The sequence below is a fragment of the Lysinibacillus sp. genome, assembly GCF_032093475.1.
GTDB lineage: Bacteria > Bacillota > Bacilli > Bacillales_A > Planococcaceae > Lysinibacillus > Lysinibacillus irui.
Map to the genome: position 1 here is coordinate 1 of NZ_DAMDAY010000016.1, position 24101 is coordinate 24101.

At 37.0% G+C, this 24101-nt stretch carries 22 protein-coding genes; 17 read left to right on the plus strand and 5 right to left on the minus strand.

The genetic code is table 11. The features are described 5' to 3' along the window. The 4 genes from RT445_RS05865 to RT445_RS05880 all read left to right on the plus strand — a co-directional run. The coding region (locus RT445_RS05865; protein ID WP_313470097.1) for an MFS transporter at positions 1–669 on the plus strand (669 nt) is incomplete at its 5' end. A 15-nt stretch (positions 670–684) separates the two neighbouring features. Further along, entirely contained in the window at positions 685–1182 is a 498-nt protein-coding gene (locus RT445_RS05870; RefSeq protein ID WP_274793449.1) for a kinase, read from the plus strand. Positions 1183–1340: 158 nt separating this feature from the next. After that, positions 1341–2129 carry a lipid II flippase Amj family protein gene (locus RT445_RS05875; protein WP_274797343.1) on the plus strand — a complete coding sequence of 263 codons (789 nt, stop codon included), beginning with the start codon at positions 1341–1343 and terminating at the stop codon, positions 2127–2129. A 500-nt stretch (positions 2130–2629) separates the two neighbouring features. Beyond that, positions 2630–3496: a DMT family transporter gene (locus RT445_RS05880; RefSeq protein ID WP_274793448.1), complete on the plus strand. Its 867-nt coding sequence runs from the start codon at positions 2630–2632 to the stop codon at positions 3494–3496. 27 nt (positions 3497–3523) lie between these two features. On the opposite strand, the gene RT445_RS05885 is transcribed toward RT445_RS05880, so the two are convergent. Further along, entirely contained in the window at positions 3524–4210 is a 687-nt protein-coding gene (locus RT445_RS05885) for an ArsR/SmtB family transcription factor (RefSeq protein WP_274793447.1), read from the minus strand. 87 nt (positions 4211–4297) lie between these two features. On the opposite strand from RT445_RS05885, the gene RT445_RS05890 reads away from it, so the two are divergent. The 4 genes from RT445_RS05890 to RT445_RS05905 all read left to right on the plus strand — a co-directional run bounded on the left by RT445_RS05890 (position 4298) and on the right by RT445_RS05905 (position 7033). Further along, positions 4298–4606, plus strand: a complete 309-nt coding sequence (locus RT445_RS05890) for an antibiotic biosynthesis monooxygenase family protein (RefSeq protein WP_274793446.1) — start codon at positions 4298–4300, stop codon at positions 4604–4606. 32 nt (positions 4607–4638) lie between these two features. Further along, complete coding sequence (locus tag RT445_RS05895; RefSeq protein WP_274793445.1) at positions 4639–5469, plus strand: CbrC family protein; 831 nt, start codon at positions 4639–4641, stop codon at positions 5467–5469. 28 nt (positions 5470–5497) lie between these two features. Further along, the gene (locus RT445_RS05900) at positions 5498–6604 is read left to right on the plus strand and encodes a PA2928 family protein (protein WP_274793444.1); all 1107 of its coding nucleotides are present in this window, start codon (positions 5498–5500) and stop codon (positions 6602–6604) included. 135 nt (positions 6605–6739) lie between these two features. Next, positions 6740–7033, plus strand: coding sequence for a hypothetical protein (locus RT445_RS05905; protein WP_274793443.1), 294 nt, complete (start codon positions 6740–6742; stop codon positions 7031–7033). A 75-nt stretch (positions 7034–7108) separates the two neighbouring features. Here RT445_RS05905 and rpoN read toward each other — a convergent pair whose 3' ends face one another. Beyond that, the gene (gene rpoN / locus RT445_RS05910) at positions 7109–8428 is read right to left on the minus strand and encodes an RNA polymerase factor sigma-54 (RefSeq protein ID WP_274797342.1); all 1320 of its coding nucleotides are present in this window, start codon (positions 8426–8428) and stop codon (positions 7109–7111) included. 555 nt (positions 8429–8983) lie between these two features. Between rpoN and RT445_RS05915 the strand changes: the two genes are divergently transcribed. From RT445_RS05915 to RT445_RS05955, 9 genes are all read left to right on the plus strand, one after another. Then, complete coding sequence (locus tag RT445_RS05915) at positions 8984–10375, plus strand: sigma-54 interaction domain-containing protein (protein ID WP_274793442.1); 1392 nt, start codon at positions 8984–8986, stop codon at positions 10373–10375. A gap of 322 nt (positions 10376–10697) precedes the next feature. After that, positions 10698–11474, plus strand: a complete 777-nt coding sequence (locus RT445_RS05920) for an SDR family NAD(P)-dependent oxidoreductase (protein ID WP_313470104.1) — start codon at positions 10698–10700, stop codon at positions 11472–11474. Positions 11475–11501: 27 nt separating this feature from the next. Then, positions 11502–12890: an aminomethyl-transferring glycine dehydrogenase subunit GcvPA gene (gene gcvPA, locus RT445_RS05925; RefSeq protein ID WP_274793440.1), complete on the plus strand. Its 1389-nt coding sequence runs from the start codon at positions 11502–11504 to the stop codon at positions 12888–12890. A 21-nt stretch (positions 12891–12911) separates the two neighbouring features. After that, positions 12912–14498, plus strand: coding sequence for an aminomethyl-transferring glycine dehydrogenase subunit GcvPB (gene gcvPB, locus RT445_RS05930; protein WP_274793439.1), 1587 nt, complete (start codon positions 12912–12914; stop codon positions 14496–14498). An 11-nt stretch (positions 14499–14509) separates the two neighbouring features. Beyond that, on the plus strand, positions 14510–15256 hold the full coding sequence (locus RT445_RS05935; RefSeq protein WP_312506498.1) for an SDR family NAD(P)-dependent oxidoreductase: 747 nt from the start codon (positions 14510–14512) through the stop codon (positions 15254–15256). Between the two features lie 21 nt (positions 15257–15277). Beyond that, complete coding sequence (locus tag RT445_RS05940; protein WP_274793437.1) at positions 15278–16105, plus strand: transporter substrate-binding domain-containing protein; 828 nt, start codon at positions 15278–15280, stop codon at positions 16103–16105. Between the two features lie 152 nt (positions 16106–16257). Then, a complete protein-coding gene (locus RT445_RS05945; RefSeq protein ID WP_274793436.1) occupies positions 16258–16953 on the plus strand; it encodes an amino acid ABC transporter permease in 696 nt (231 codons plus the stop codon). After that, on the plus strand, positions 16928–17650 hold the full coding sequence (locus RT445_RS05950) for an amino acid ABC transporter ATP-binding protein (protein ID WP_274793435.1): 723 nt from the start codon (positions 16928–16930) through the stop codon (positions 17648–17650). Before RT445_RS05945 ends, RT445_RS05950 begins: the two co-directional genes overlap by 26 nt. Positions 17651–17679: 29 nt before the next feature. Next, on the plus strand, positions 17680–19332 hold the full coding sequence (locus RT445_RS05955) for a M20/M25/M40 family metallo-hydrolase (RefSeq protein ID WP_274793434.1): 1653 nt from the start codon (positions 17680–17682) through the stop codon (positions 19330–19332). 207 nt (positions 19333–19539) lie between these two features. Here the strand turns inward: RT445_RS05955 and RT445_RS05960 are convergent, their stop codons facing one another. The 3 genes from RT445_RS05960 to fdhF are packed head-to-tail and all read right to left on the minus strand — an operon-like array spanning position 19540 to position 24020. After that, positions 19540–20586: an Mrp/NBP35 family ATP-binding protein gene (locus RT445_RS05960; protein ID WP_274793433.1), complete on the minus strand. Its 1047-nt coding sequence runs from the start codon at positions 20584–20586 to the stop codon at positions 19540–19542. A gap of 13 nt (positions 20587–20599) precedes the next feature. Beyond that, positions 20600–21079 (minus strand): helical membrane plugin domain-containing protein, encoded by a 480-nt coding sequence (locus RT445_RS05965; protein WP_274793432.1) that lies wholly within the window; start codon positions 21077–21079, stop codon positions 20600–20602. Between the two features lie 4 nt (positions 21080–21083). Then, positions 21084–24020, minus strand: coding sequence for a formate dehydrogenase subunit alpha (gene fdhF, locus RT445_RS05970; protein WP_274793431.1), 2937 nt, complete (start codon positions 24018–24020; stop codon positions 21084–21086). Positions 24021–24101 lie beyond the last annotated feature (81 nt).

Below are 24101 nucleotides of genomic sequence, written 5' to 3' on the forward strand. Positions count from 1 at the left end.
GCTGGACTTGTGCTATTTATCATGTTACGTCCTGATCCTTTAGAAATTGCCAAAGCTATTGAAGCACACAAGCACAAAATTAAAGCAAATAAAACACCAGCCATGCAAACATCAGGCAATAAAAAAGGCCTAGCAGTAGGGGCAACGGTTATGGTTTTAACGCAAATTGTCATGGTTGCGATTATGACGATGACACCAGTACATATGAAACATCATGGCCATGGTTTAGCAGAGGTAGGCATTGTTATCGGGTTTCATGTAGGTTCCATGTATCTTCCTTCACTCATTACAGGTATCCTTGTCGATAAAATTGGACGGACAGCTATGAGTATTGCCTCAGGTATTACACTGCTATTTGCTGGTTTAGTGGCCGCGTTTGCACCGAGCGATTCGATGGTGTTACTCATTGTGGCACTTTCTTTACTCGGATTGGGTTGGAATTTCGGTTTAATTAGTGGGACAGCTCAAATCGTCGATGCGACAGAGCCTTCCATACGTGCAAAAACACAAGGAAAAATGGATGTCTTGGTTGCATTGGCAGGTGCATCAGGTGGGGCGCTATCCGGTATGGTAGTGGCGAATGCAAGCTATGCAGCATTATCCTTAGCGGGAGGGCTATTGTCTCTAGTACTTATTCCTGTAGTTATTTGGTCGAGAAGAGCGGCTTAAAAAGGAGAGAAGAAATTGGCATCTAATCTAATTATCATTCGAGGAAATTCTGGCAGTGGCAAAACGACAATCGCTAAAAGTCTTCAACATCATCTTGGACATGGCACGCTTGTGGTCCCACAGGATGTGGTCCGTCGTGATATGTTAAAAGTTCATGACAGAGAAGGGAACCTTTCCATTGAGTTAATTCGCCAAATCGCGGAATATGGGAAAGGTCGATGCAAATTTGTCATTGTAGAGGGAATATTGAATGAAAGTCGTTACGGAGATATGCTGAAAAACTTAATCCAATTTTATGATCAAAAAGCCTTTGCGTATTATTTCGATTTAACTTTTGAGGAAACTGTTAGTCGTCATCATTCTAGAGCCAAAAAGAATGAGTTCGGAGAAGATTCATTACGTACGTGGTGGCATCCGAAAGATTATCTTGGCGTCGCTGGTGAAACGCTGTTGACGAATGATATGTCACAGGAAGATATATTAAAACTAATTTTAAAGCAGCTACAGAAGTAATTAATATGGATAGAACGGTATTTAGGTCTTACCCTGATCATTCTTAGGGTAAGATTTTTTCAATTGGAACTACTTTGAAGGGAAAAGCGTCACAATGTTAAATCGTTAGAAAGCTCAGAGTAGGTATTGATGTGGATTTAATAACAGAAAAATTAATCATGATTGCTTTATTCATTTTAATCATTCATGCTATTGAAACGCTTGCTTATGCAGTACGTTTATCAGGAGCACGGGTCAGATTACTAGCGTCAGCTTTATCTCTTTTTAATGTGATGGTGATGGTGTCGAGACTAGCAAATATGATGCAACAGCCATTTACAGGAAGCCTAGTTGATACTGCACCTGTTGATACTGCTTTGACACATGTCGAATATCAGTTTCGAATGATTATAGGAGCGGCATCATTTGGCACACTAGTAGGAATCTTATTAATCCCTACCTTTGTAGCCATTTTTTCAAGGGCCATTGTCCATTTGGCTGACGAGAGGGGTTCAATCCCAGCATTGTTGAAAAAAGGCTTTACGCTTGAATATGTGCGACGAGGTGTAAAGCATATTCATAAACCTCGTTTTACCTATCTAAAAGGCATCAGCTTACGAGATATACCAATTAAATTATTTGTCATTAATATTATCATTACGGCCATCTATACTATTGGGGTTTTATCTGCTTTGTACGCCACTTTATTAGTACCTGAATTAAAGACCACTGCGGTTATGGCGTCTGGATTAATTAATGGCATAGCGACAATCCTTTTGATTTTATTCATTGACCCTAAAATTTCTATTCTTGCCGATGATGTCATCAATAAAAGAGGAAGTTATATTGATTTAAAGAAAGCTTCCGTTATGATGATGTTTTCCCGATTTTTAGGAACGATTGTGGCACAGTTATTATTGATTCCTGGTGCTCATTATGTTGCGTGGTTTGCCAAGCTGATTGCTTAACAAAAAAACACCCTCATACTACATGAAGAGCAGGTAAACACTCGAAAGTCATCACATAGGATGGGGACAATATTTACACCATACAAATCCACAAGAAATTGTAAGGACGTTTATGGAAAATTAAAGTAAAAAATCTTATCTCTTCATTTTTAGAGGTAAGATTTTTTGATTCTTACAAAATCTTTCATTTCCAGGGTAGGTACATAATTCAACTTGGCAAAACGATCCTGCAAGACACAATACTAGTGAGAGGCAGAATAATATTGTCATTAGTAATGGTCACCTAAAGTGATAATCTTGAACGCGACATTAAAAAGCAAGGGCAGTAACAAGCTACTACGCGGCTGTTTGGCTCTATAATATATCGCAATCCTCCTCTAAATATAAAAGTAATGCCATTCACAAAAACTTTAAAATGTAATCCATACTTCGATGAGTGTTGAAATACTATCTGTTTATAATTAGCATATAGCAAGATTAAATTATGTGAGGAGCTAGTTATGAAAAACTATCAATTTATTGCTTTATTAGTGATAACAACCTTTTTAATGGGTTCATCATTTGCCATCGTAAAAATAGGATTAGTGTATTCTTCGCCTTTATTATTGGCTGCCTTTCGATTTATACTGGCAGGTATAATTATGGCTGTTGTTGTTAGGATCTTTAAAAGGCCACATCCTGCTTCAAAGGAAGAATGGTTCAAGCTTTGTATCATTGGGTCGTTTCAAACAGCTGGTGTCATGGGGTGCATTTTTTTAAGTCTTCGCACGATTACAGCCAGTGAATCTTCTATTTTAACCTTTACAAATCCCTTATTCGTTGTGATATTTGCCACCATTTTTATGAAAGCACGTTACCGCTTCTATCAATGGATAGGCGTTTTGCTTGGCTTAATAGGGGTGATTATTACCATGGGGGCTCATTTTGAATTAAAGATGGGTATTCTTTTTGGGCTTCTTTCAGCAATTTTTTGGGCCATTGCGACCCTATTAGTGAAAAAATGGGGCGTATTATTTGATACTTGGGTTCTATCAGCCTATCAAATGCTATTTGGAGGAGTACTCCTTTTGCTAGGTAGCACCTTGCTAGAGCAACCATTCTTTATTGTTCATCAGCAGTCCATCTTACTTTTGTTATGGCTTAGCCTTCTTTCTTCCATCATTCAATTTGCAGGGTGGTACTATCTTCTTCAAAATAGTGATCCAGGGAAAACAAGTGCCTATTTATTTTTAGCTCCTTTTTTTGGCGTGTTAACAGGCTGGGTGTTATTAAACGAACCGCTAAAACAATCACTCGTTATGGGCGGGTTGTTTATCATTAGTGGCATTTATTTAGTCAATCGGACGTTTAGTAAAGAAAAGGGCTAGGAGATAACCTCTTAGCCCTCTATTTTGTTAGCAATCTATTTGGAATATCTCTTTAAAACCTGTCCTACCTTTCTCTGTCACTTTGATGGCGCGAATAGAAGGTACTCGTGTAAGCCAGCCGAGGCTCAATAATTGGTTTAATAGTTCGCTACCAAGTGCACCAGCCAAATGGTATCGTCGTTCACTCCAATCTAAGCAGGCATGAGAAAAGGAGCGTCTTTTTCTTTTTACAGCAGCTAAATCAAGCCCAAATGTAGTGAAAAATAAAGTGCCTTCATCTGTTAAGACAAATTGCTTATCCTCTAATTTTATATAACCTGCATCCGTCAAGGCTTCCGTTAATTGGACTCCTAATTTACCTGCTAAATGATCATAGCAAGTGCGAGCATCCTGTAATAATTTCATTTGGCTCGATTGTTTTAAAGAACGGACCTCTGGTGGAGGTGAGATGGCTAAGAAAGACTCCAAAAATTGAGCAATATCTTCACCAGCTAATTGAAAATAACGGTGTCGGCCCTGTTTTTCAACTTTTATCAGCTTACCTTCAATTAATTTAGCAAGATGAAAGCTAGCAGTTTGAGGTTTGATGGCAGCCATATATGCCAGTTCACTAGCAGTATGGAAACGGCCGTCCATCATACTAGCAAGGATGGTGGCTCTTGATGTATCGCCGAGTAGTGATGCAACTTCAGCCATGTTTGGATTAATTCCCATATGTCACAATCCTTTCAATTTTCTATATTATGATTTTAGTTAAAGTTATTATCGTTTACAATAAAAGTTATAGAGGAGGAGAAATAAATGGAAACGTACTATGCAGTAATTTTTACATCGCAAAGAACCGATCGAGATGGGGAGGGCTATGGCGAGATGGCGGAAATAATAAACACATTGGCACAGCAACAGCCTGGCTTCCTGCGTGTTGAAAGTGTAAGAAACGATGAAGGTAGAGGTATTACGGTGTCCTATTGGGAATCACTAGAAGCTATTCAAGCCTGGAAAGACAATGCCAAGCATTTGACTGCACAACAATTGGGTAAAGGTAAATGGTACACAAACTATCAAGTAGAAATCTGCCAAATAATAAAAGAGTATTCTTTTGTAAAATAGAAATAGTGAATGAGAAGGGGGCCTACTTTATAATGATAATCGCGGACAAATGGCATGAACTTAGAAAAAATTTTAATCCTTCCAATCCAATAACGATTAATGAAATGCATGCTTTCAAAGATCAAGTAAAGCAGGAGCCACAAACTGAAGAAACGTTAAGGATACTAGTAGAGGTTTATTGCTTACTAAGAATGTATCCAGAAGCTTATCAATTATTTACAACTATTATGAATAAAGCAGATAAGAAAGATCTGAAAAAATATGGCGTTCTCCAAACCTACATAAATAAACCAAATTCCGTTAATCCTCTGTTACCAAGAAAAATTAGAGACCATCGGCAATTAAAAACGAAAATCCCAACGTTTAAATATTTACCAAACCCTCTCGAAGCTAAAATTTTTGAAACAGATGAATTCGTTGTATGTGATTGTTGCCAGCAGGAGGTTGATGTCTATTATACTGGTGGTATTTATGCAATTGAGGATGTAGATTATCTTTGTCCTTCCTGCATACATAGTGGGGAAGCAGCTCAAAAATATGATGGTTCTTTCCAGCAAGACTTACTAGATGATGAACAGGTTACGAATCCTAAGTTTGCCGAGGAAGTGCTCTATCGAACGCCTGGCTATGTAAGCTGGCAGGGCAATAATTGGGTGGCTCATTGTTCGGACTATTGTGCGTTTATCGGCTATGTCGGCTGGAGTGATTTAGTGGAGCTAGGGATAGACAATGAATTTGACAATTACACAGGCTTTTCGAAAGATGAACTTTCTGCATCCTTAATGAACAATGGTCATCATCAAGGCTATTTATTTCAGTGCTTAGAATGTGACCGATATGTACTATATTCTGATTTTAGCTAATAGTTTTTGGTTTTAAGGAGGTAGAAAAATGGAACAATTTCTTCAACGATATTTGTATTCTTGGCGCTTAAATGGTTGGTTAATCCACGATATTTTTTTATATGTCATATTGGGCTTAGGATTATTACTAGTATTGTTTATCGTTATAAAACGGAAACGGCTCATCACGTCTAGCATTTTGCTCATTATTTTTTTATTGATCAGCAATTTCTTAATGATTATTTTTGGCTTAGCAGGGAGAGCTTTTCCAATCAAATCAGATTCCGCCATTTATACAGATGATTCACAAAGTATTGCTGTTCAAATGGTGCGAGGCTCTGAAAATAACGGAACATCGAATGGTATTACACATATAATTTCTCATTATCTCCTCGTTGCAGTGAATATCGAGACAGGAGAAAAGCAGTGGACACAATCTTCCTCTTCTAAAGAAACACTTATTGGGAAATTTATGGGTGGTCTCCTTATTCATCATCGTGACGATGAATTTGGCCAATTGTCATTGCTAGATATGACAACAGGCAAAGAAATACTCTCTGAAAAAGAATTTCGTCAGCAGCATCAGCCATTAATAGATGTGTTGAGCAATGGTGCCCATCAGATGGTAGCCTTAGAAAATAATTTATATTTGGAGGGTGTCGATGGCAAATTCTATCACTATGATGGGAAGACGTTAAGCGAGGAGCCAAAAGCTAAAGACTATCTTTCAGCACGCTTCTTTATTGAAGCATCTTTACCTGGTTATTTTGCCACGCATCAACAGCCAGTAGAAGACGATCAAGTAATCAATAATCTTAGTCAAGCTGTCCTAACAGAGCCTGCCATACAAGCTTATCAAAATTTAGAACCTAAAGTGATTGATGTGGATATAGCCCAAAAAACGGCGATCGTTTCTTATCGAAAAACACAGCGAGAAAGTGCGGATCATATTTTACTACTGTACGATATGAACAAACATCAAATAATATGGGAAGAAAATATAGGGATCATCAACCAAGAGCAACAACAGCCTGGTGTTCGCATATTAGAGAATACCTATGTCATTCAAGCGGGTGATAGGCTAGTTGTTTTAGATAAGGAAACAAGGAAGAAGACCGTTCACTATCATCTACGATGGAATCGACCGATCGATTAAACGTGAACATATTGAACAAGGCCCTTGTATTAAGGGAAGTAAATAATCAAGGAGAATCATAGTTCTTTTTTCGATTCTTGTAAAATAGCGTATAATTTAAATAGGAAGAAACACTACTTAAAAGGATGACGACGAATGAACGAGCAATTAGTAGAATGGATTATTCGCTTTCAAAGAGATAAAGATATAGAAGCTCTCGCCAACTTAAAAGACTATTGTTATGAGATGATTGAGCCCTTGATTATGGAATTTACAGCGGAGTATGGTGAAGAGGCAGGAGAGCTATTACGTTTAAAATGGGACAAACGATTTTATTTTATTTTTACTAAATATCAGGTCAATGTGGGACTCCCATTAGAGACATTTGTCCAAAATACGTATCGCTTTTATTTCATGCAGGTATTAAAAAAGGCTGGTTATAAGAAGTGATAAAAAACCCTTCATTTAGGAACTGCTCGCTTTTTTAAGACAGTCAGCCCAAATGAGGGGTATTTATTTTTCTCTTTATAAATAAATACGTTTAGATGAATTGGCTATGTTCATTTCTTTACGATATTTTGAAACTGTTCGACGTGAAATTCGAACACCCTCCGCTTCTAATTCTTCCGTTAGTTGTTGATCTGATAGAGGGAATTTCCTATTTTCATTTTCTACTAATTCTTTAATGCGGCGTTTGACAAATGATACAGAATCAAGTTTTCCAGCGTCATTGATTATGCCTTTTGTAAATAGAGACTGTAGTGCAAAGACGCCATGTTCTGTACGGATATATTTATTTTTAACCGCACGACTTATCGTGGATTCATGCATATTTAATGCTTGTGCAACATCTTTTAAACGCATTGGAGATAAGGCATTTATTCCATGCTCAAAGAATGAAGCTTGCATATCAAGAAGTAATCGTGTCAGGCTGTATAATGTTTTATCACGCTGAGCAATCCCTTGCGTTAAAACAATGATATCGTTCATGCATTGTTGGTAATAGGCATAATCTTCAACGGATTCTTTTAGTAGATCTACGTAATTTTGATTAATTTCTATTTTAGGTAAAAACCGATTATTAACTTCTATAATCCATTCCCCATTCAGTTTACTGATGATTACATCAGGTATAATATATTCGTTATTCGTATGACTATCCAGTGAAATTGGGATTGGTTGTAGGTTTCGTATATATTGTATGGTTCTTTGCGTTTCTTCTATAGAAATGTCATAAGTCGTACTTAACAATTTAATTGATAAATTAGCTACTTGCTCTAAATGATGTTGTATGAATTGAGCTGCAAAAGGTGGGGCTTCTAGATCATTGTATATTTGAATTAATAAATATTCCTTAAAATCTCTTGCTCCAACGCCAAGAGGTTCGAAGGTTTGTAATAGTTCTAGCAGTATTTTTATATGGTCTAAAGAGATGTTAAAAGATTCAGCAACTTTGGATAGGTCTACATTTAAAAATAAGTGTTCATCGAGGTTACATATGAAATATTTTAAAATATCTCTATCATGCGGTGTAATATCTGGGTGGAAGGGTATTTGATCAAGTAGTTGGGTAATGTATGAATGTTGCTGTGTTAGCCGAGTTTGAATAAAATCATAATGTTGTTTTTGCTTAGGTTGAATACCTTTTATAGACATTGTGGCAAGGTCTACAATGTCCTTTGTATGATTCATATTTTTCTCAATTACAGTTAATAAAGGGTTTTCATTTGATTTCTCATAAATATGTTGTTCTAATTCTGAGCTGGAGTATTGTAGTAGTTCCAATTGATGAATGAGTTCGGTTGTCAACGTTTGGGTAATTTGTTGTGAGACGTTTAAATTCATTTTCAAGGGAATCACCTCATTTTCTCTATGTAATGTTATTATTATCTAATCTAGATTTTTTGTCTATAATAGATCAAATAGTTAATAAAGATTATTTGTAGGAAGCGAATGAAGACTACAAACAGAACGGTATATCACATAGTTAATGGATCTTAGGTTATCTGGTAATTTTATGCTCCTAATGATAGAGGATTCAACCATGGAACCGACTTGACATGTTCCCCTCTAATGCACTAATGTTTCATAGATTACAATATAAATAATTAAATTAGCTACCCATGTACTGCCCCATTAAGTATTAAGTTTTACTTTTATAGGGCCTCAATTTTGGGTGGCTTTTTTGTTGTGAATCCTACCTACAAGTTTTCTAATTGGAAAGGGATTCTATATTATCCTTACTGACAGAAAATTTTAAAGGTAAGATGTAACTTTTGGCGAATTAAAAAAGAGAAGATAATTGGGCTTCCGTTCCATATAACATAGTTTAATTAGGAGCTATTTTTTACTATAACTAAATTAGTATTATTACTTTTTTGATGTATGTGGAGGGATATGATGTTGAATGCCGAAAAATTAGTGCAATCTATGCTGGATGCTTTTGGTGAACTATTACAATTAGAAATGGCCTATTTCACTTCAAATGGTGAAGTATTTCTAGCAACAGAAGAATATAGAAAGCAAAAAGGGATAACAGTACACCTGCCGTTCTTCCAAAAATATTATTCTAAGTCTGTTCAATATTTACAAAAGCCTGGCCAAATGAAAGTGTGTTCTGGTTGTAGATTCCAAAATAATTGTCCATCTAAAGTGGAAATGATGATGAATTTAGTAAAAGGAGATCGTCACTTCGGATATTTGACATTTGTCAGTTTTACAGAGGAGGGGGAGAAAAAACTTTCTTCTGAGCAGAAGATATATCAGAATTGGTTAACTAGGTTGGGAGATATGATTATCAATGCCTTGAACAGTGAAGGATCCTATTTATTACTTGAAAATAAAAAAGGAACTGACACGAAATATGTATTAGGCAACGCACCTCACTTACAACTTATCAAGAGTAAGTTAAGTAGTATTGCAAATAGCCCATCGTCAATTGTCATAACGGGAGAGACGGGGACGGGAAAAAGTTTATTAGCTAAATATATCCATTCAAATAGCATTACACATAAAGGGAAATTTATAGAGCTGAATTGTGCAAGTATTCCTGAAAACTTGTTTGAAAGTGAGTTATTTGGCTATGATGAAGGGGCGTTTACAGGGGCAAGAAGAAAAGGAAAAATGGGCTATTTTGAAGTGGCAGACAAGGGCACTTTATTCCTCGATGAAATTACAGAATTACCATTACATTTACAGGCAAAGCTGTTAACGGTATTGCAAGATGGACTTATTTATAGAGTCGGAGCAATTGAGCCTAGAAAAGTAAATGTAAGAATTATTGCTGCTACAAATAAATCTTTAGAAGATATGGTGAGAAAAGGTGAGTTTCGTTCGGACTTATATTATCGTCTAAATGTTATCCCTTTAACGTTGCCCCCTTTAAAGGAAAGAACGGATGAAATTGAATATTTGATTGAAAAGCTACTTGAAAAGATTCAGCATAAAACAGGGAAATTTATTAAAGATTTTTCAAATGAATTTTTGGAGGAGTTGAAATTATACTCTTGGCCAGGGAACATAAGAGAGTTAGAAAATGTATTAGAGTACAGTATGGTAATGGAAAATTCCCTACAATTAACTAAGGAAAGCTTACCCAAATATATTATCGAAAAGAATAAAGCGAAAAATCTTTATAGCAATTCTACTATATTAAAAGATACAGAAATGGAGGTCATCTACCAAATGCTCGCTCGATATGGAGATGATACTGCTGGAAAAGAACGAGTTGCCGAAGAATTAGGAATAAGTACAAGGACGCTTTATAGAAAACTAAAAAGTGTAAATTTATAGTATAAATTAGTTTGACACAAATACCAAGCTTGTGGAAGATTTTTAAATTCCTCACCTCCTTTGAGTAATTTAAAGTGAACTTCCTAGGTATTTGTGTTTTTTTATGGTTAATTTTAATGACAAAAGTGACAACAGAAATGACAAATATGGCAAAAGGAAAGTGAGTATATTGTTAACTCTCCTATTGATCGCATTATGAAAAAGTAGCTTTAACACCTGAAGTTTCTGACTTTTCTGCAGATTGAATAGCTTTGTGAAATTAAGTTTTCTACAGTTGGCACGTATTTTGCTAGATATATAGTAAGGAAATGAAAGGAGGAAGATGTATTTGGAAGACTACTTTGAATTAGAAGGTAAAGTGGCTGTGATTACAGGAGGGGCCTCGGGGATTGGTCTTGCTACAGCTAAATTATTAAGTGAGTTGGGAACGAAAACTGTGATTCTAGATATAGATCAACAAAAAGGTGAAGATACAGAAAAAAATTTAAAAGAGGCTGGTTTAGATGTTGAGTTTTTAAAATGCGATGTGACGAATACACAAGACTGCCAAAATGTGGCTGATTCTATCCAGAAAAGATACGGAAAAGTAGATGTACTTTTTAATAATGCGGGTATTATTCGCAGAAAAACAGTAGTGGATCTAGACGAAGCGGATTGGGATGCTGTTATTAATGTTTCACTTAAAGGGGTTTATCTACTTTCTAAATACTTAATCCCACTCATGAGAGATAACGGTGGCAGTATCATTAATACAGGTTCAGGATGGGGAATCAAAGGTGGAGACAAAGCTGCATCTTACTGTGCTGCAAAAGCAGGAGTTGTAAATTTAACAAAGGCTATGGCCATTGACCATGGCCCTGAAAATATACGCGTAAATTGCATTTGTCCTGGAGATACTGACACGCCATTACTACGTGGGGAGGCAAAACAATTAAACATAGACGAATCAAGTTTTTTACGTAGTTCGGCTGTAGATAGACCGTTAGCAAGACTAGGAACACCTGAAGATATTGCGAAAGGGGTTCTATTCCTTGCAAGTAATTTATCAGCTTGGGTTACAGGAACTACATTAACAGTTGATGGTGGCGGATTAGCCTAAAATTAATAATAGAGGGAGGCATTTTAAATGAGTAAAAAGGTTCATCCATATATTCCTAATATGGTATCTGAGGTCAAACAAGAAATGTTAGAGGAAATAGGAGTTCAATCCGTTGAGGAGCTTTATTCGTGCATTCCGGAAAATTTACATTTTAAAGGTACGATGGATATCCCGAAAGCTTTGAATGAATTAGAGTTACGACGCCATATTGATGGGCTTTTAAATAAAAATATAAGCTCCAATGAATACATTAATTTTCTAGGAGCAGGTTGCTGGCAACACTTCATTCCAGCCGTATGTGATGAAGTGAACCAACGTGCGGAGTTTTTAACAGCTTATGCAGGAGAGCCCTATGAGGATCATGGTCGCTTTCAAGCATTATTTGAATATCAAAGCTTGATGGCGGAGCTTGTGGATATGGAAGTTGTTAATGTTCCCACATTTGATTGGGCTCAAGCTGCATCTACGGCGATTCGTATGGCTAGTCGGATTACAAAGCGTACGAAGATTTTACTTGCTAATACACTTTCTCCAGAACGCAGAAAAGTTATAACAAACTATGGTACACCCCAATTATCATTTGAAGGGGTCAAATTTAATATTAATACAGGATTAATGGACTTAGCCGATTTAGAAGCAAAATTGTCAAACGAGGTTGCAGCTATTTACTTCGAAAATCCATCATATTTAGGCTTCATCGAGTCGCAAGGACAGGAAATTTCACAACTAGCTAAAAAATATGGCGTACTGATGATTGTTGGAGTTGATCCAAGTTCACTAGGGGTTTTGGCACCACCAAGTCAATATGGGGCTGATATTGTTTGTGGAGATCTTCAACCATTAGGTATGCACATGAATTATAGTGGAGGGCAAGCTGGATTTATTGCAACCTATAACGACCCGAAATTTGTGAATGAATATCCATCCCGCTTGTTCGGTATCATTCCGACTGTTAAGAAAGGTGAATATGGTTTCGGTGACATTGCCTATGATCGTACTTCATTTGCGGATCGAGAAAATGGTAAGGAATCTGTAGGTACACAAACAGCTCTTTGGGGTATTACGGCAGGTGTGTATTTATCATTAATGGGACCTAATGGCATGTATGAGTTAGGTCAAGTTATCATGCAAAACAGTCAGTATGCAGTAATGCAATTGAATACGATTAAAAACATTCGAGGTTCAAGAATTACCTCACCATTTTTCAAAGAGTTCATTATAGATTTTAATGATACAGGATTAACAGTAGAAGAAATTAATTCACGATTACTAGAGCAAAAAATCTTTGGAGGTAAAGATTTATCGTTGGAGTTTCCTGAATATGGTCAAGCAGCACTCTATTGTGTAACCGAAGTTCACACAAAAGAGGATATCGATAAGCTAGTGAATGCTTTATCTACAATTACTGGAAATTAAATGGTGGAAAGGAGTTTTAACATGGATAAGATTGTAAGAGATAATGTAAATAAAGACTTTCATCAAGCTAAATGGAATGAACCTATTATTTTTGAGTTACATCAACCAGGAGAAGTCGGAGTAGAAGTTCCACAACCTTCAAATGAGGTAGTAGAAGCGGTCGGTGATGGTGTTTCATCTTTACCGCAAAATATGAAAAGGGTAGCTAAACTGAATTTACCAGAAATCGGTCAAGCACGTGTGCTACGACATTATGTAAGGCTTTCACAAGAAACATTAGGCTCTGATTTTAATGTTGAAATTGGGCAAGGTACTTGTACGATGAAGTATATTCCTAAAATTAATGAATTGCTTATTCGTAATCCTAAAATAATGGAACTTCACCCTTTACAAGATCCAAGTACTGTCCAAGGAATGCTCGAAATCATTCACAATATGGACTTAGCGATGCGTGAAATTTCCGGGATGGATCGCTTCTCCTTCCAACCAAGTGGTGGGACACAAGCATTGTTTGCCATGGCATCAATTGTACGCAAATATTTTGAAGTGAAAGGTGAGGCAGATCAACGTAATGAAATTATTACAACCATCTTCTCTCATCCATCTCAAGCAGCTACAGCAGTAGTAAAAGGTTACAAAATAATTACTATTCCCCCAGATGAAAATGGTTTCCCAGATATTAATAAATTGAAAGAAGTTGTATCAGAAAGAACTGCTGGATTTGTAGTAGCTAACCCTGAAGATACAGGAATTTATAATTCTAAAATTAAGGAATTTACGAAAATAGTACATGATGCAGGTGGAATTTGTTACTACGACCAGGCAAATGCCAATGGACTGTTAGGAATTACACGAGCAAGAGAAGCAGGCTTTGACATGTGTTTCTTCAATCTTCACAAAACATTTGCAGCACCTCACATGTGTGGAGGACCAGCAACAGGGGCGCTCGGGGTGACAGAAGAATTAAAGCCATATTTGCCAGGACCAATTGTTGAGAAGGTTGGAGACCAGTATGTGTTAAATGATCAATTAGAGCATTCGATTGGAAAAGTACGATCATTCCATGGGGTAGCACAAACTATTTTACGCTCTTATGCTTGGGTTAGAGCACTAGGAGCAGATGGTCTTAAAGCCGTGGCAGAAACAGCTGTATTAAATAATAATTATCTGTATAGTAAAGTATCAAAAATTCGTGGTGTAAGTGTGCCGTATATACAAGGGCAACGATTAGAGCAAGTTCGATATAGTTGGGAGCAACTGGAGAAAGAAACAGGTGTGACAACAGAGGATGTGCAGCGCCGAATGACTGACTTCGGTTTACATTACTGGACTAGTCATCATCCTTATATTGTTCCGCAACCATTTACACTTGAACCAACAGAATCCTATTCTAAAGCAGATTTAGATGAATATATTCAAGCGCTGGAGCAGATTTCTAAAGAAGCATACGAAACGCCAGAAATTGTTAAAGCAGCACCGCAAAATAGTACAATTCATCAATTAATTGAAGCAGATTATTTAGATGAGCCATCAAAATGGTGTATTTCATGGAGGGTATATCAACAAAAGATGAAAAATAAAAAGGAAGTATTAATAAATAATAGGTAGGGGGTGTTAGGATGAGAACCAATCATAGAAGTTTAAAAAATAAGAGAGTCGTCATCACGGGAGGCGCTAGTGGTATAGGATTAGCCACAGCACAACGTTTTATAGAAGAAGAATCGATAGTGGCTATTTTAGATATTAATAAAGAAGGTATTGAACAATCGATAAAAGAAAATCCCGGAATTGCTAAAGGATATGTAGTAGATGTTAGTAACCCTGAAAATGTAAATGCTGTTTTTGAGAATATAAAAAGAGATTTAGGTGGTGTAGATGTTTTTATTGCGAATGCAGGTATTAGCATTCGCAATAAGTTTCTTGATATTAGTCCTGAACAATGGAATAAAGTATTAAACATTAATCTAAACGGTGTATTTTATACTTCACAAGCAGCCGCAAAAATTATGGTGGAGCAGGGCAAGGGTGTCATACTTATGACAGCGTCTACAAATGGAGTGACAGGTCATCCATTCTATGCGGATTACAACGCTTCCAAAGCAGGTGTTAATCTATTAGCAAAAACAATGGCGTTAGAGCTTGCTCCAAATATCAGAGTAAATACGATATGTCCTGGATACGTGCTAACGCCAATGCAAATGGCTGAATATACACCAGCTATGTTGGAAGTTGTCAATGAAGGTATCCCCCTGAAACGACATGCAGATCCTCAAGAAGTCGGAGCATTATACGCTTTCCTTGCTTCGGATGATTCGTCCTATATTACCGGACAAGCCATTGCTATTGATGGTGGAGAACTAGCTTAATTAAATGGAAGGGGTTATTTGATGAAGAAAAATACATTCTATTTATTATTGGTGTTGGTCATTTCGTTGATGGCGGCATGTTCGGACAATAAAACAAATACACAAGTTGCGGCAACTGCGGATGCAAAAAGTGAGGATCAAGACAAAGGTGTAGCAACAGAAATGAAATTGGTTAAGGACGGAAAGTTAACATTTGCAATGAGTGGTTTACTAAAACCATTAAATTATAAGGAAAATCAAGAACTAGTCGGCTTTGATGTTGAGATCGGGAAAGAAATCTCAAAGAGGATTGGCCTTGAAGCAAATCCCGTAACCAATCCATGGGAAACGATTATTCAAGGGTTACGAGGAAATAAATATGATGCGATTATTGGTAGTATGACAGCAACTGAGGAAAGGTCTAAACAGGTTGATTTCTCAATCCCTTATTATGTTTCAGGTGCTACAGTATTTATCTCTAGTGAAAATAAGGATATTAAAACAGTAGAAGATTTAAAGGGAAAAACGATTGGTGTTATGCAAGCTAGTACTTATGTTGAAGATGCAAAGAATTATACAGATAAAATCAAAGAATTCCCTAGTGAAATTTATGCATTACAAGATCTTCCACCCGGTCGTCTAGATGCAGTGATTACAGATAGAATTGTAGGTATTTCAGCAATGCAAGAGTCAGGATTGAAGATTCAAGCCCTAGGAGAGGTCATTAAAAGAGAAGAAATAGCAGTGGCGATTAATAAAGATAACGAAGTTTTATTAGAGGCGATTAATAATGCGATTGAAGAGATGGTCGAAGATGGAACGTATAAAGAAATAAGTATGAAATGGTTTGGGAAAGACTTGTTAGAGTAACTGTTAAAAATAGCGTGCCTAGTATGCTAAAGATGTACTAGGCATAGAAAATAATTGAATTATAAACTAAGTAAATTGAAAATTCTTTCTATTTTACTTTCTAAATAAGTGTCTTTCATATCCACATCCTTAAAAGAGGTTAGGTGATTACTATGGATTTTCTCACAAATGTAACATCAATATTTCAAAAGCATGGCATGGAGTTTTTAAAAGCGACCGTTTTAACCATTGAGTTAACAATAGTTTCTTTATTTATTGCATGTGTGATTGGGTTAGTGTTTGCCTTTTTTAAAGTATCCAATATTAAAATCCTGGAAAGTATTGCCAATACTTATATTTTTGTTGTTCGTGGTATGCCTTTAATTGTACAACTTATGTTCTTATACTATGGAATTTCTAGTATCTTTACCTTAACAGACTTTGCAGCTGGGGCCATTGCGCTTGGAATCCATTCAGGAGCTTATATTGCAGAAATTTTCCGTGGATCCATTCAATCTATAGATAAAGGCCAAATGGAGGCTGGTCGATCTTTAGGAATGACCTATTTTAAAACAATGAGACGAATTATTTTGCCACAGAGTTTTAAAAGAGCTATTCCAGCATTAGCTAATCAATTCATCATAGGGTTAAAAGATTCGTCTTTAGTAGCCTACATTGCAGTATCTGAATTATTTAACCATGCACTATCAACCCAAGCTTACAATTATATGCCTCTTGAAACATACTTTGTTGTAGGAATTTATTATTTAATTTTAGTCTTATTATTCACATTGTTATTTAATAAACTTGAAAGTCGACTGGATGTTGGAAGGAGGAAAAAACGTGATAAAGTTGAAATCGCTTTCTAAATCATTTGGTGACTTGAAGGTTTTAAAAGATATAAACCTTGAAATTAATAAATCGGAAGTAGTTGTTCTCATAGGGGCTAGTGGCTCAGGGAAGAGCACTTTATTACGCTGTATGAATTTTTTGGAAATATTAGATTCAGGTACGATAAGCATTAATGATGAAATTATTGATGTAAAAAGAACTAATTTAAATCTTGTAAGAGAAAATATGGGTATGGTATTTCAACATTTCAATTTATTTCCCCATTTAAGTGTTTTACAAAATATAATAGAAGCACCTATTCAGGTAAAAAGGCAAAGTAAAGAAGAAGCAATTAAATTTGCTATGAGTTTGTTAGAACGAGTTGGTCTTGCGGATAAAGCTAATTACTATCCGGAACAACTATCTGGTGGTCAAAAACAACGAGTTGCTATTGCTAGGGCACTTGCAATGAATCCGAGTGTTATGTTATTTGATGAACCAACATCAGCATTGGATCCTGAGTTGGTAGGGGAAGTTCTAGAAACCATGAAAAGCCTTGCTAAAGACGGCATGACGATGGTCGTCGTCACACATGAAATGGGCTTCGCTAAGGAAGTAGCCGATAGGGTAATTATGTTAGCAGACGGTAAAATTATTGAAGAGGGCTCTCCAGTAGAAATTTTTAAAGCTCCAAAACAAGAAAGAACCATTAAGTTTTTACAGCAGGTTTTATAATTATTTCTGTAATTAGGGGATGATGATCGATGTTAAAAACGTATGAAGAAGTATTAAGGGTTACGAACGAGCTTGTAAATATTGAGAGCATTGTAAATACCGAAGGGGAAATTGATATTTCAAAGTCACTGGCTAAAACAATTTCTAGCCTACCTTATTTCCAGAAAAACTCCAGTTATGTATTTACTTCACGTACGATAGATGATGAGGTTGAAAGATACAATGTGTTTGCCTTTGTAAAAGGTACTAAAGGAGATAGTAATAAAACGGTTGTGTTAATGGGACATACAGATACGGTAGGTATCGATGATTATAATAGTTTGAAGGAGAAAGCTTGTTTACCTAATGAACTTCATGAAGCGTTAAAGAGTGAAAAAGTGCCGCCGTTGGTAAGAGAGCATTTAGAATCAAATGAATGGTTATTTGGTAGAGGAACACTTGATATGAAGAGTGGTGTTGCAAGCCATTATTATTTATTAAAATATTATTCTGAACATCCAGAGGAACTGAATGGAAACATTGTATTTTTTGCTGAGTGTGATGAGGAGGATAGTTCCCATGGAGTATTGTCTGGTTTAACGGATCTAAAAAGGTTAAAAGAAGAACATGGTTTTGATTACGCAGCATTAATTAACTCCGATTTTGTTGCTCCTAAGTATGAGGGGGATGAAAGTAGATATATATATAAAGGCAGCGTCGGTAAACTACTCCCTTCCTTTTATATTACTGGGGCGGAAAGTCATGTAGGTTCTAGTTTTGAAGGACTTGACCCTAACTATATTGCTGCAGAGTTAACTAGACAAATTGCATATAACCCAGAGTTATGTGATCAATCATTAGGAGAAACACCAATGCCACCTGTAAGTTTGAAGCAAACTGATTTTAAAGAAACATATACAGTACAGACAGCTCTTGCTTCCTATGTATATTATAATTTCTTTGTGCAATCCTGGTCACCTAAAGAGGTCTTAGAAAAGTTAAAAATCCATGCAGAAATGGCATTTGATAATGCAATCACTAATTTAAACAATCACTATAAGAGATATTGCGAAATAAGTGGTCAGGAATATGCAAAATTGCCATGGAAGACAAGGGTATTGTTCTATGAAGAATTAGAACAATCAATTATTGTAGAATATGGGGACGATTACAAAGAACATATAAAAATTTTTAAACAGGAACTATTAAAAAATAAAGCGTTAGATGTACGTATGTATTCTGCAAGAGTGGTAGAAGAAGTTTGGAAGTGGTCGAAAGATAAGAGTCCTGCAATAATTATTTTTTATTCTTCATTGTACTCACCATGTGTTGAAGTAACCGGGAAAAATGAAAAAGAAAAAAATTTACTAATGGCTTTAGACTATGCTGTTGAAAAAGTTCAACCATATTATGATAAGCCTATTGTTCAAAAAAACTATTTCCCTCATATTTGTGATATGAGTTGCGTCGCTATAAATGTCGATGAAGATAGTGTGAATTCAGTTATTAACAATAATCCTAGCTGGGGAAGCAAACATTATGTAAATTATGATGCCATTAGAGAATTAAATATCCCTGCAATCAATATTGGGCCATATGGATATGATGCACATAATAGATATGAAAGAACCGAATTGAAATATACTATGGAGATAATGCCCAATTTAACAAAGCTAGTAATAGATAAATTGCTAAATAATTAATGGATACATGCTCATGGTCATTCCTATTTTACTTCTTTTGATAGTTATCTAGCGACAGCCTTGATCTCTATGTAAGATACTCTTAATAGCTAATGATGTAGCTGAGAAATTGGCAGCTTACTCTTGTTCGCATAGAAAAAACACCTTCACGTTGATTGTTTGGTTAACCCATTATTCAACGAAAGGTGTTTTATTTGTCTCATTATATTACTGATAGAGTAAATCTTCTGCTAGGTGAGTAAACACTTCACCGATTATGGATTCCTCGGCATATACCGAGGAACCTGTATTTTCTTCAGGTTGAGCGAAAGGAATATGAGCTATTACATTGGTCTGCAATAAATCTGCTAGTTGCTCAGCGCCACCCTGTCCAAATAGATAATTTTTGTGACCATCGGGCCCTTCAAAATAAGCCATGTTTTCGACAACACCGAAAATGGTATGTTTCGTATGTTGGGCCATTAAGCCGGCACGTAAAGCGACATGAGAAGCGGCTAGATGGGGTGTTGTCACAATTAATTCCTGTGCCTGCGGAATCATCGCTGCCATATCAATCGCCACATCCCCTGTACCAGGTGGTAAATCTATCAGTAGATAATCTAAATCTCCCCATAGCGTGTTGACAAGAAAATTGCGAATCCACTTGTTCAGCATAGGTCCACGCCACATAACAGGCTGGTTATCCTTTGTAAAAAAGCCCATCGACATTATTTTAACGCCATGGCTCTCTACTGGAATAGCCGTTTGGTCAAGCATAGTAGGCTTTTGCTCAATATTCATCATGGCAGGAATACTAAAGCCATATATATCGGCATCTAAAATACCTACACGTTTCCCAAGACGGGCAAGTGCGACGGCTAAATTAATAGTCACAGTAGACTTTCCTACACCGCCTTTACCACTTGTTATAGCAATGAATTGAACGCCAGAATTAGGCAGTAACATATTCGGCATTCCTTGATCTGTTACATTTTTCGATTTTAACGTGGATGTTAATTCACCACGCTCTTGGTCCGACATAACCCCAAAGGTAATGGTAACATCGGAGGCACCAATTGCTTGTAGTGCCTTCTCGACATCTTGCTGGATAGTTGCTTTTAACGGACATCCTGGAATGGTTAACATAATATCCAGGGCTATTTGGGTGTCGTTTATTTGAATATTACGTACCATATTTAAATCTACAATACTCTGGTGCAGTTCAGGGTCTTCTACCTGTTTTAATGCGTTTATCACATCTTCTTTTACGAACATTAACGTAACCACCTTACTCTTTTAAGCCTTTACCAAGTCCTTTTAAGAAATGGACCCCGAAATTAAGTGCGCGATTGACATCTGGATCATTTAACATTTTTACGAGCTTAAAGGCACTTACTTTTTCATCGGACTCCAGTGCTTTGTTCGCTTCATCGACACCAGCGTTTAGGCCTTCAATTAGCTTTGTTGTTGTTTCAGGATTGAGGTCTGTCAATGCGCCTGCGACACCCATTAAATTGTTAATGATATTTGTGACTGGCTTGCGTGTTAATTGCCCAAGGGCAATATGAGCCACTTCCTCTTTTGCTTCTAATAGCTTAGTAGCTGCCTCTAATGCACCTATATCTTTTAATTCAGCCATAATGGTGAATACTTGATTGACTGCTTCTTCATGATCAGAAAGTAGTTGTTTTAAATTGTCTAATTTCTGTTCCTTCAGTTGTTCTTCTGTTAATTGTTGTTTTCTTATGTTTGTAATCGGTACAGCCATGCTCTCACTCTCTTTCGTTAGTAGTTGTTAAGTGAACGTAGCCAGGACGATTCCATTTCCGTTGTACCTCCACACCGTTTTGAGGATGACGTTTTTTATAGCGTGGATTTGTGCGTGGAAGTGGTGATTTTCCTTTTGCTTTTAACACTTCTACGCGTACCTTTGTTTGCTTATAGGCTGGTGTGGATGTATTCACATCTGCTGCAGGGCCCGTTAAGAAGTTGATGGCTGAATCTTTGCTTACCGAGTTCATTGGTAAAAATAATTCATTTCCTTGCACCCGATCTGTGACAAGAGCATTTAGCTTTAATGCACCATATGGAGACACTAATCGCAGTAGGGCGCCATCTGCAATGCCTCGTTCTTTCGCTAATTCTGGTGACACTTCCACGAAAATTTCAGGTACCTTCGATTGAATACCTTTCGATTTATTTGTTAGGTTCCCCTCATGGAAGTGCTCAAGCATACGACCATTGTTAATAAGACAATCATACTGTGCCTCAAACTCAACAGGTTGTACCCAATCATTTAAAGCAAAGCGAGCTTTTTTATCTGGGAAGTTAAAGCCATCTTCATATAATAAAGGTGTATCTTTTCCATCATGACTACCCCAACAGAAGCTACCCCAGCCTTCTAGAACATCATAGTTGGCTTGAGAGAATAGGGGAGACAAGCTAGCCATTTCATCAAAAATGTCACTTGGGTGGTTATATTGCCAATCTGCACCTAAACGACGAGCAACTGCTTGAAGAATTTCCCAATCGGCTTTTGATTCACCAAGTGTTGGTAAAGCTTGATATAGACGCTGCACGCGACGTTCCGTGTTCGTGAATGTACCTTCTTTTTCTAATGAAGGCGCAGCGGGTAATATGACATCCGCATATTGTGCTGTTCGTGAAAGGAAACAATCTTGAACCACAAAAAAGTCTAGTTGTGACAGCACCTCATCGACATGGTTGGCATTACAGTCTACAAGCGCCATATCCTCACCTACTAAATACATCGCTTTCATTTTCCCTTCCATGATCGCATCTAGCATTTGCATATTATTTCGACCTGGTTGTGATTGAATAGGGACACCATAGGCTTTTTCAAATTTTGCACGTGCCTCGTCATCCGTTACTTTTTGATAGCCTGGCAATAAATTTGGTAGTGTACCCATATCGCATGCACCTTGAACATTGTTATGACCACGAAGAGGGTAGGCACCTGCACCTGGTCGACGATAGTTACCAGTTGCTAATAATAGATTCGATATAGCGGCTGATGTATAAGAGCCACCTGTATTTTGTGTTACACCCATACCCCAAAGAACACAAGTGCCATCTGCATCACGAATCATTTCAGCAACCTGAATCAATGTTTCTTTAGAAATACCTGTCATTTCTTGTGCGTAATCGAGTGTGTATTTTTCCAGTACTTGTGTAAAATCACTAAAATGAAGGACGTTTTCTCGAATAAAGGCCTCATCGTGCCAACCTTGATCGATCATATATTTAGTAACAGCCATTAACCAAACTTGGTCAGTACCTTGTTTCGGACGCATAAAGATATCTGATCGTTCTGCCATTTCATGTTTACGAATATCCGCAACTATTAACTTCTGACCATGTAATTTATGTGCACGTTTCACACGTGTCGCCAGAACGGGATGTCCTTCAGCAGGGTTAGCGCCAACAATAATGACAAGACCAGCTTTGGCAATATCTTGAATAGTACCAGCGTCACCACCCATACCAACAGTACGTAATAAACCGTCAGTAGCAGGGGATTGACAATAGCGAGAACAGTTATCCACGTCGTTTGTTTCGAATAATTGACGCGCCATTTTTTGAATTAAGTAATTTTCCTCGTTCGTAATTTTAGACGAAGAAATAAAGCCAACAGAACCAGGGCCATATTGTTGCTGAATACCGCCGAGCTTAGAGGCAATTAAATCTAGTGCTTCATCCCATGACGATTCAACAAACTCTTCATTTTTACGGATAAGTGGTTTTGTAATACGCTCCTCTGAATTAATGAAGTCCCAGCCGAATTTACCTTTGACACAAGTAGAAATGGCATTAACTGGACCATCAGATGGTTGTACTTTTAAAATTTTACGTCCTTTTGTCCAAACTTCAAATGAGCAACCGACACCACAGAACGTGCAGACTGTTTTTGTTTTTTTAGTACGTTTACTGCGCATGGCTGCTTCAACTTCAGAAACGGCAAAAATACCACTATAGCCAGGTTCAACTTCCTTAATCAAATGAATCATGGGGTCCAACATATCCTGTTTAAGACCTGTCATAAATCCAGCTTCTCCAAGCATCGATTTTTCCATTAAGGCATTACATGGACAAACGGTTACACATTGACCGCAACTTACACAGGAAGAATCATTGATTGCAACACCCGTATCCCAAATAACGCGTGGTCTTTCAGCCTCCCAATCAAGAGATAATGTTTCGTTTACCTGTAAATTTTGACAAACCTCCACACATTGACCACAAGCAATACATTGGTTGGGATCGTAGCGGTAAAACGGATGTGACATGTCTACCTCATGAGGTTCAACTTTTGGCTTATAAGGATATTTCTGATGTTCGATTTCCATTAATTCAGCTGTGTTGTGTAACGCGCAATTCCCATTGTTGTTATCACAAACTGTACAGTACAATAAATGGTTTTCGAGTAGACGGTCCATTGCTTCTGTTTGTGCTGCTTTTGCTTTGTCTGAAGTTAAGTAAACATCCATGCCGTCTACTGCCTTTGTGGAGCAGGATCGAACTAATTGGCCATTGACCTCTACGATACATGTATCACATGTTTCAATTGGATCAACAGCTGGTACATGACATATTTGAGGATGTGGGATGTCATGTTGATTAATGGTATCAAGGATTGTAGCTCCTTCTTTTACATCATACGATACGCCATTAATTTTAATTTGAGTCAAGGTTACTTCCTCCTTTTGCACGTTGAGACTACTAGACAATATGTTACGCTTAAGACAAAAGGGAATAACAATTAGAGTTGG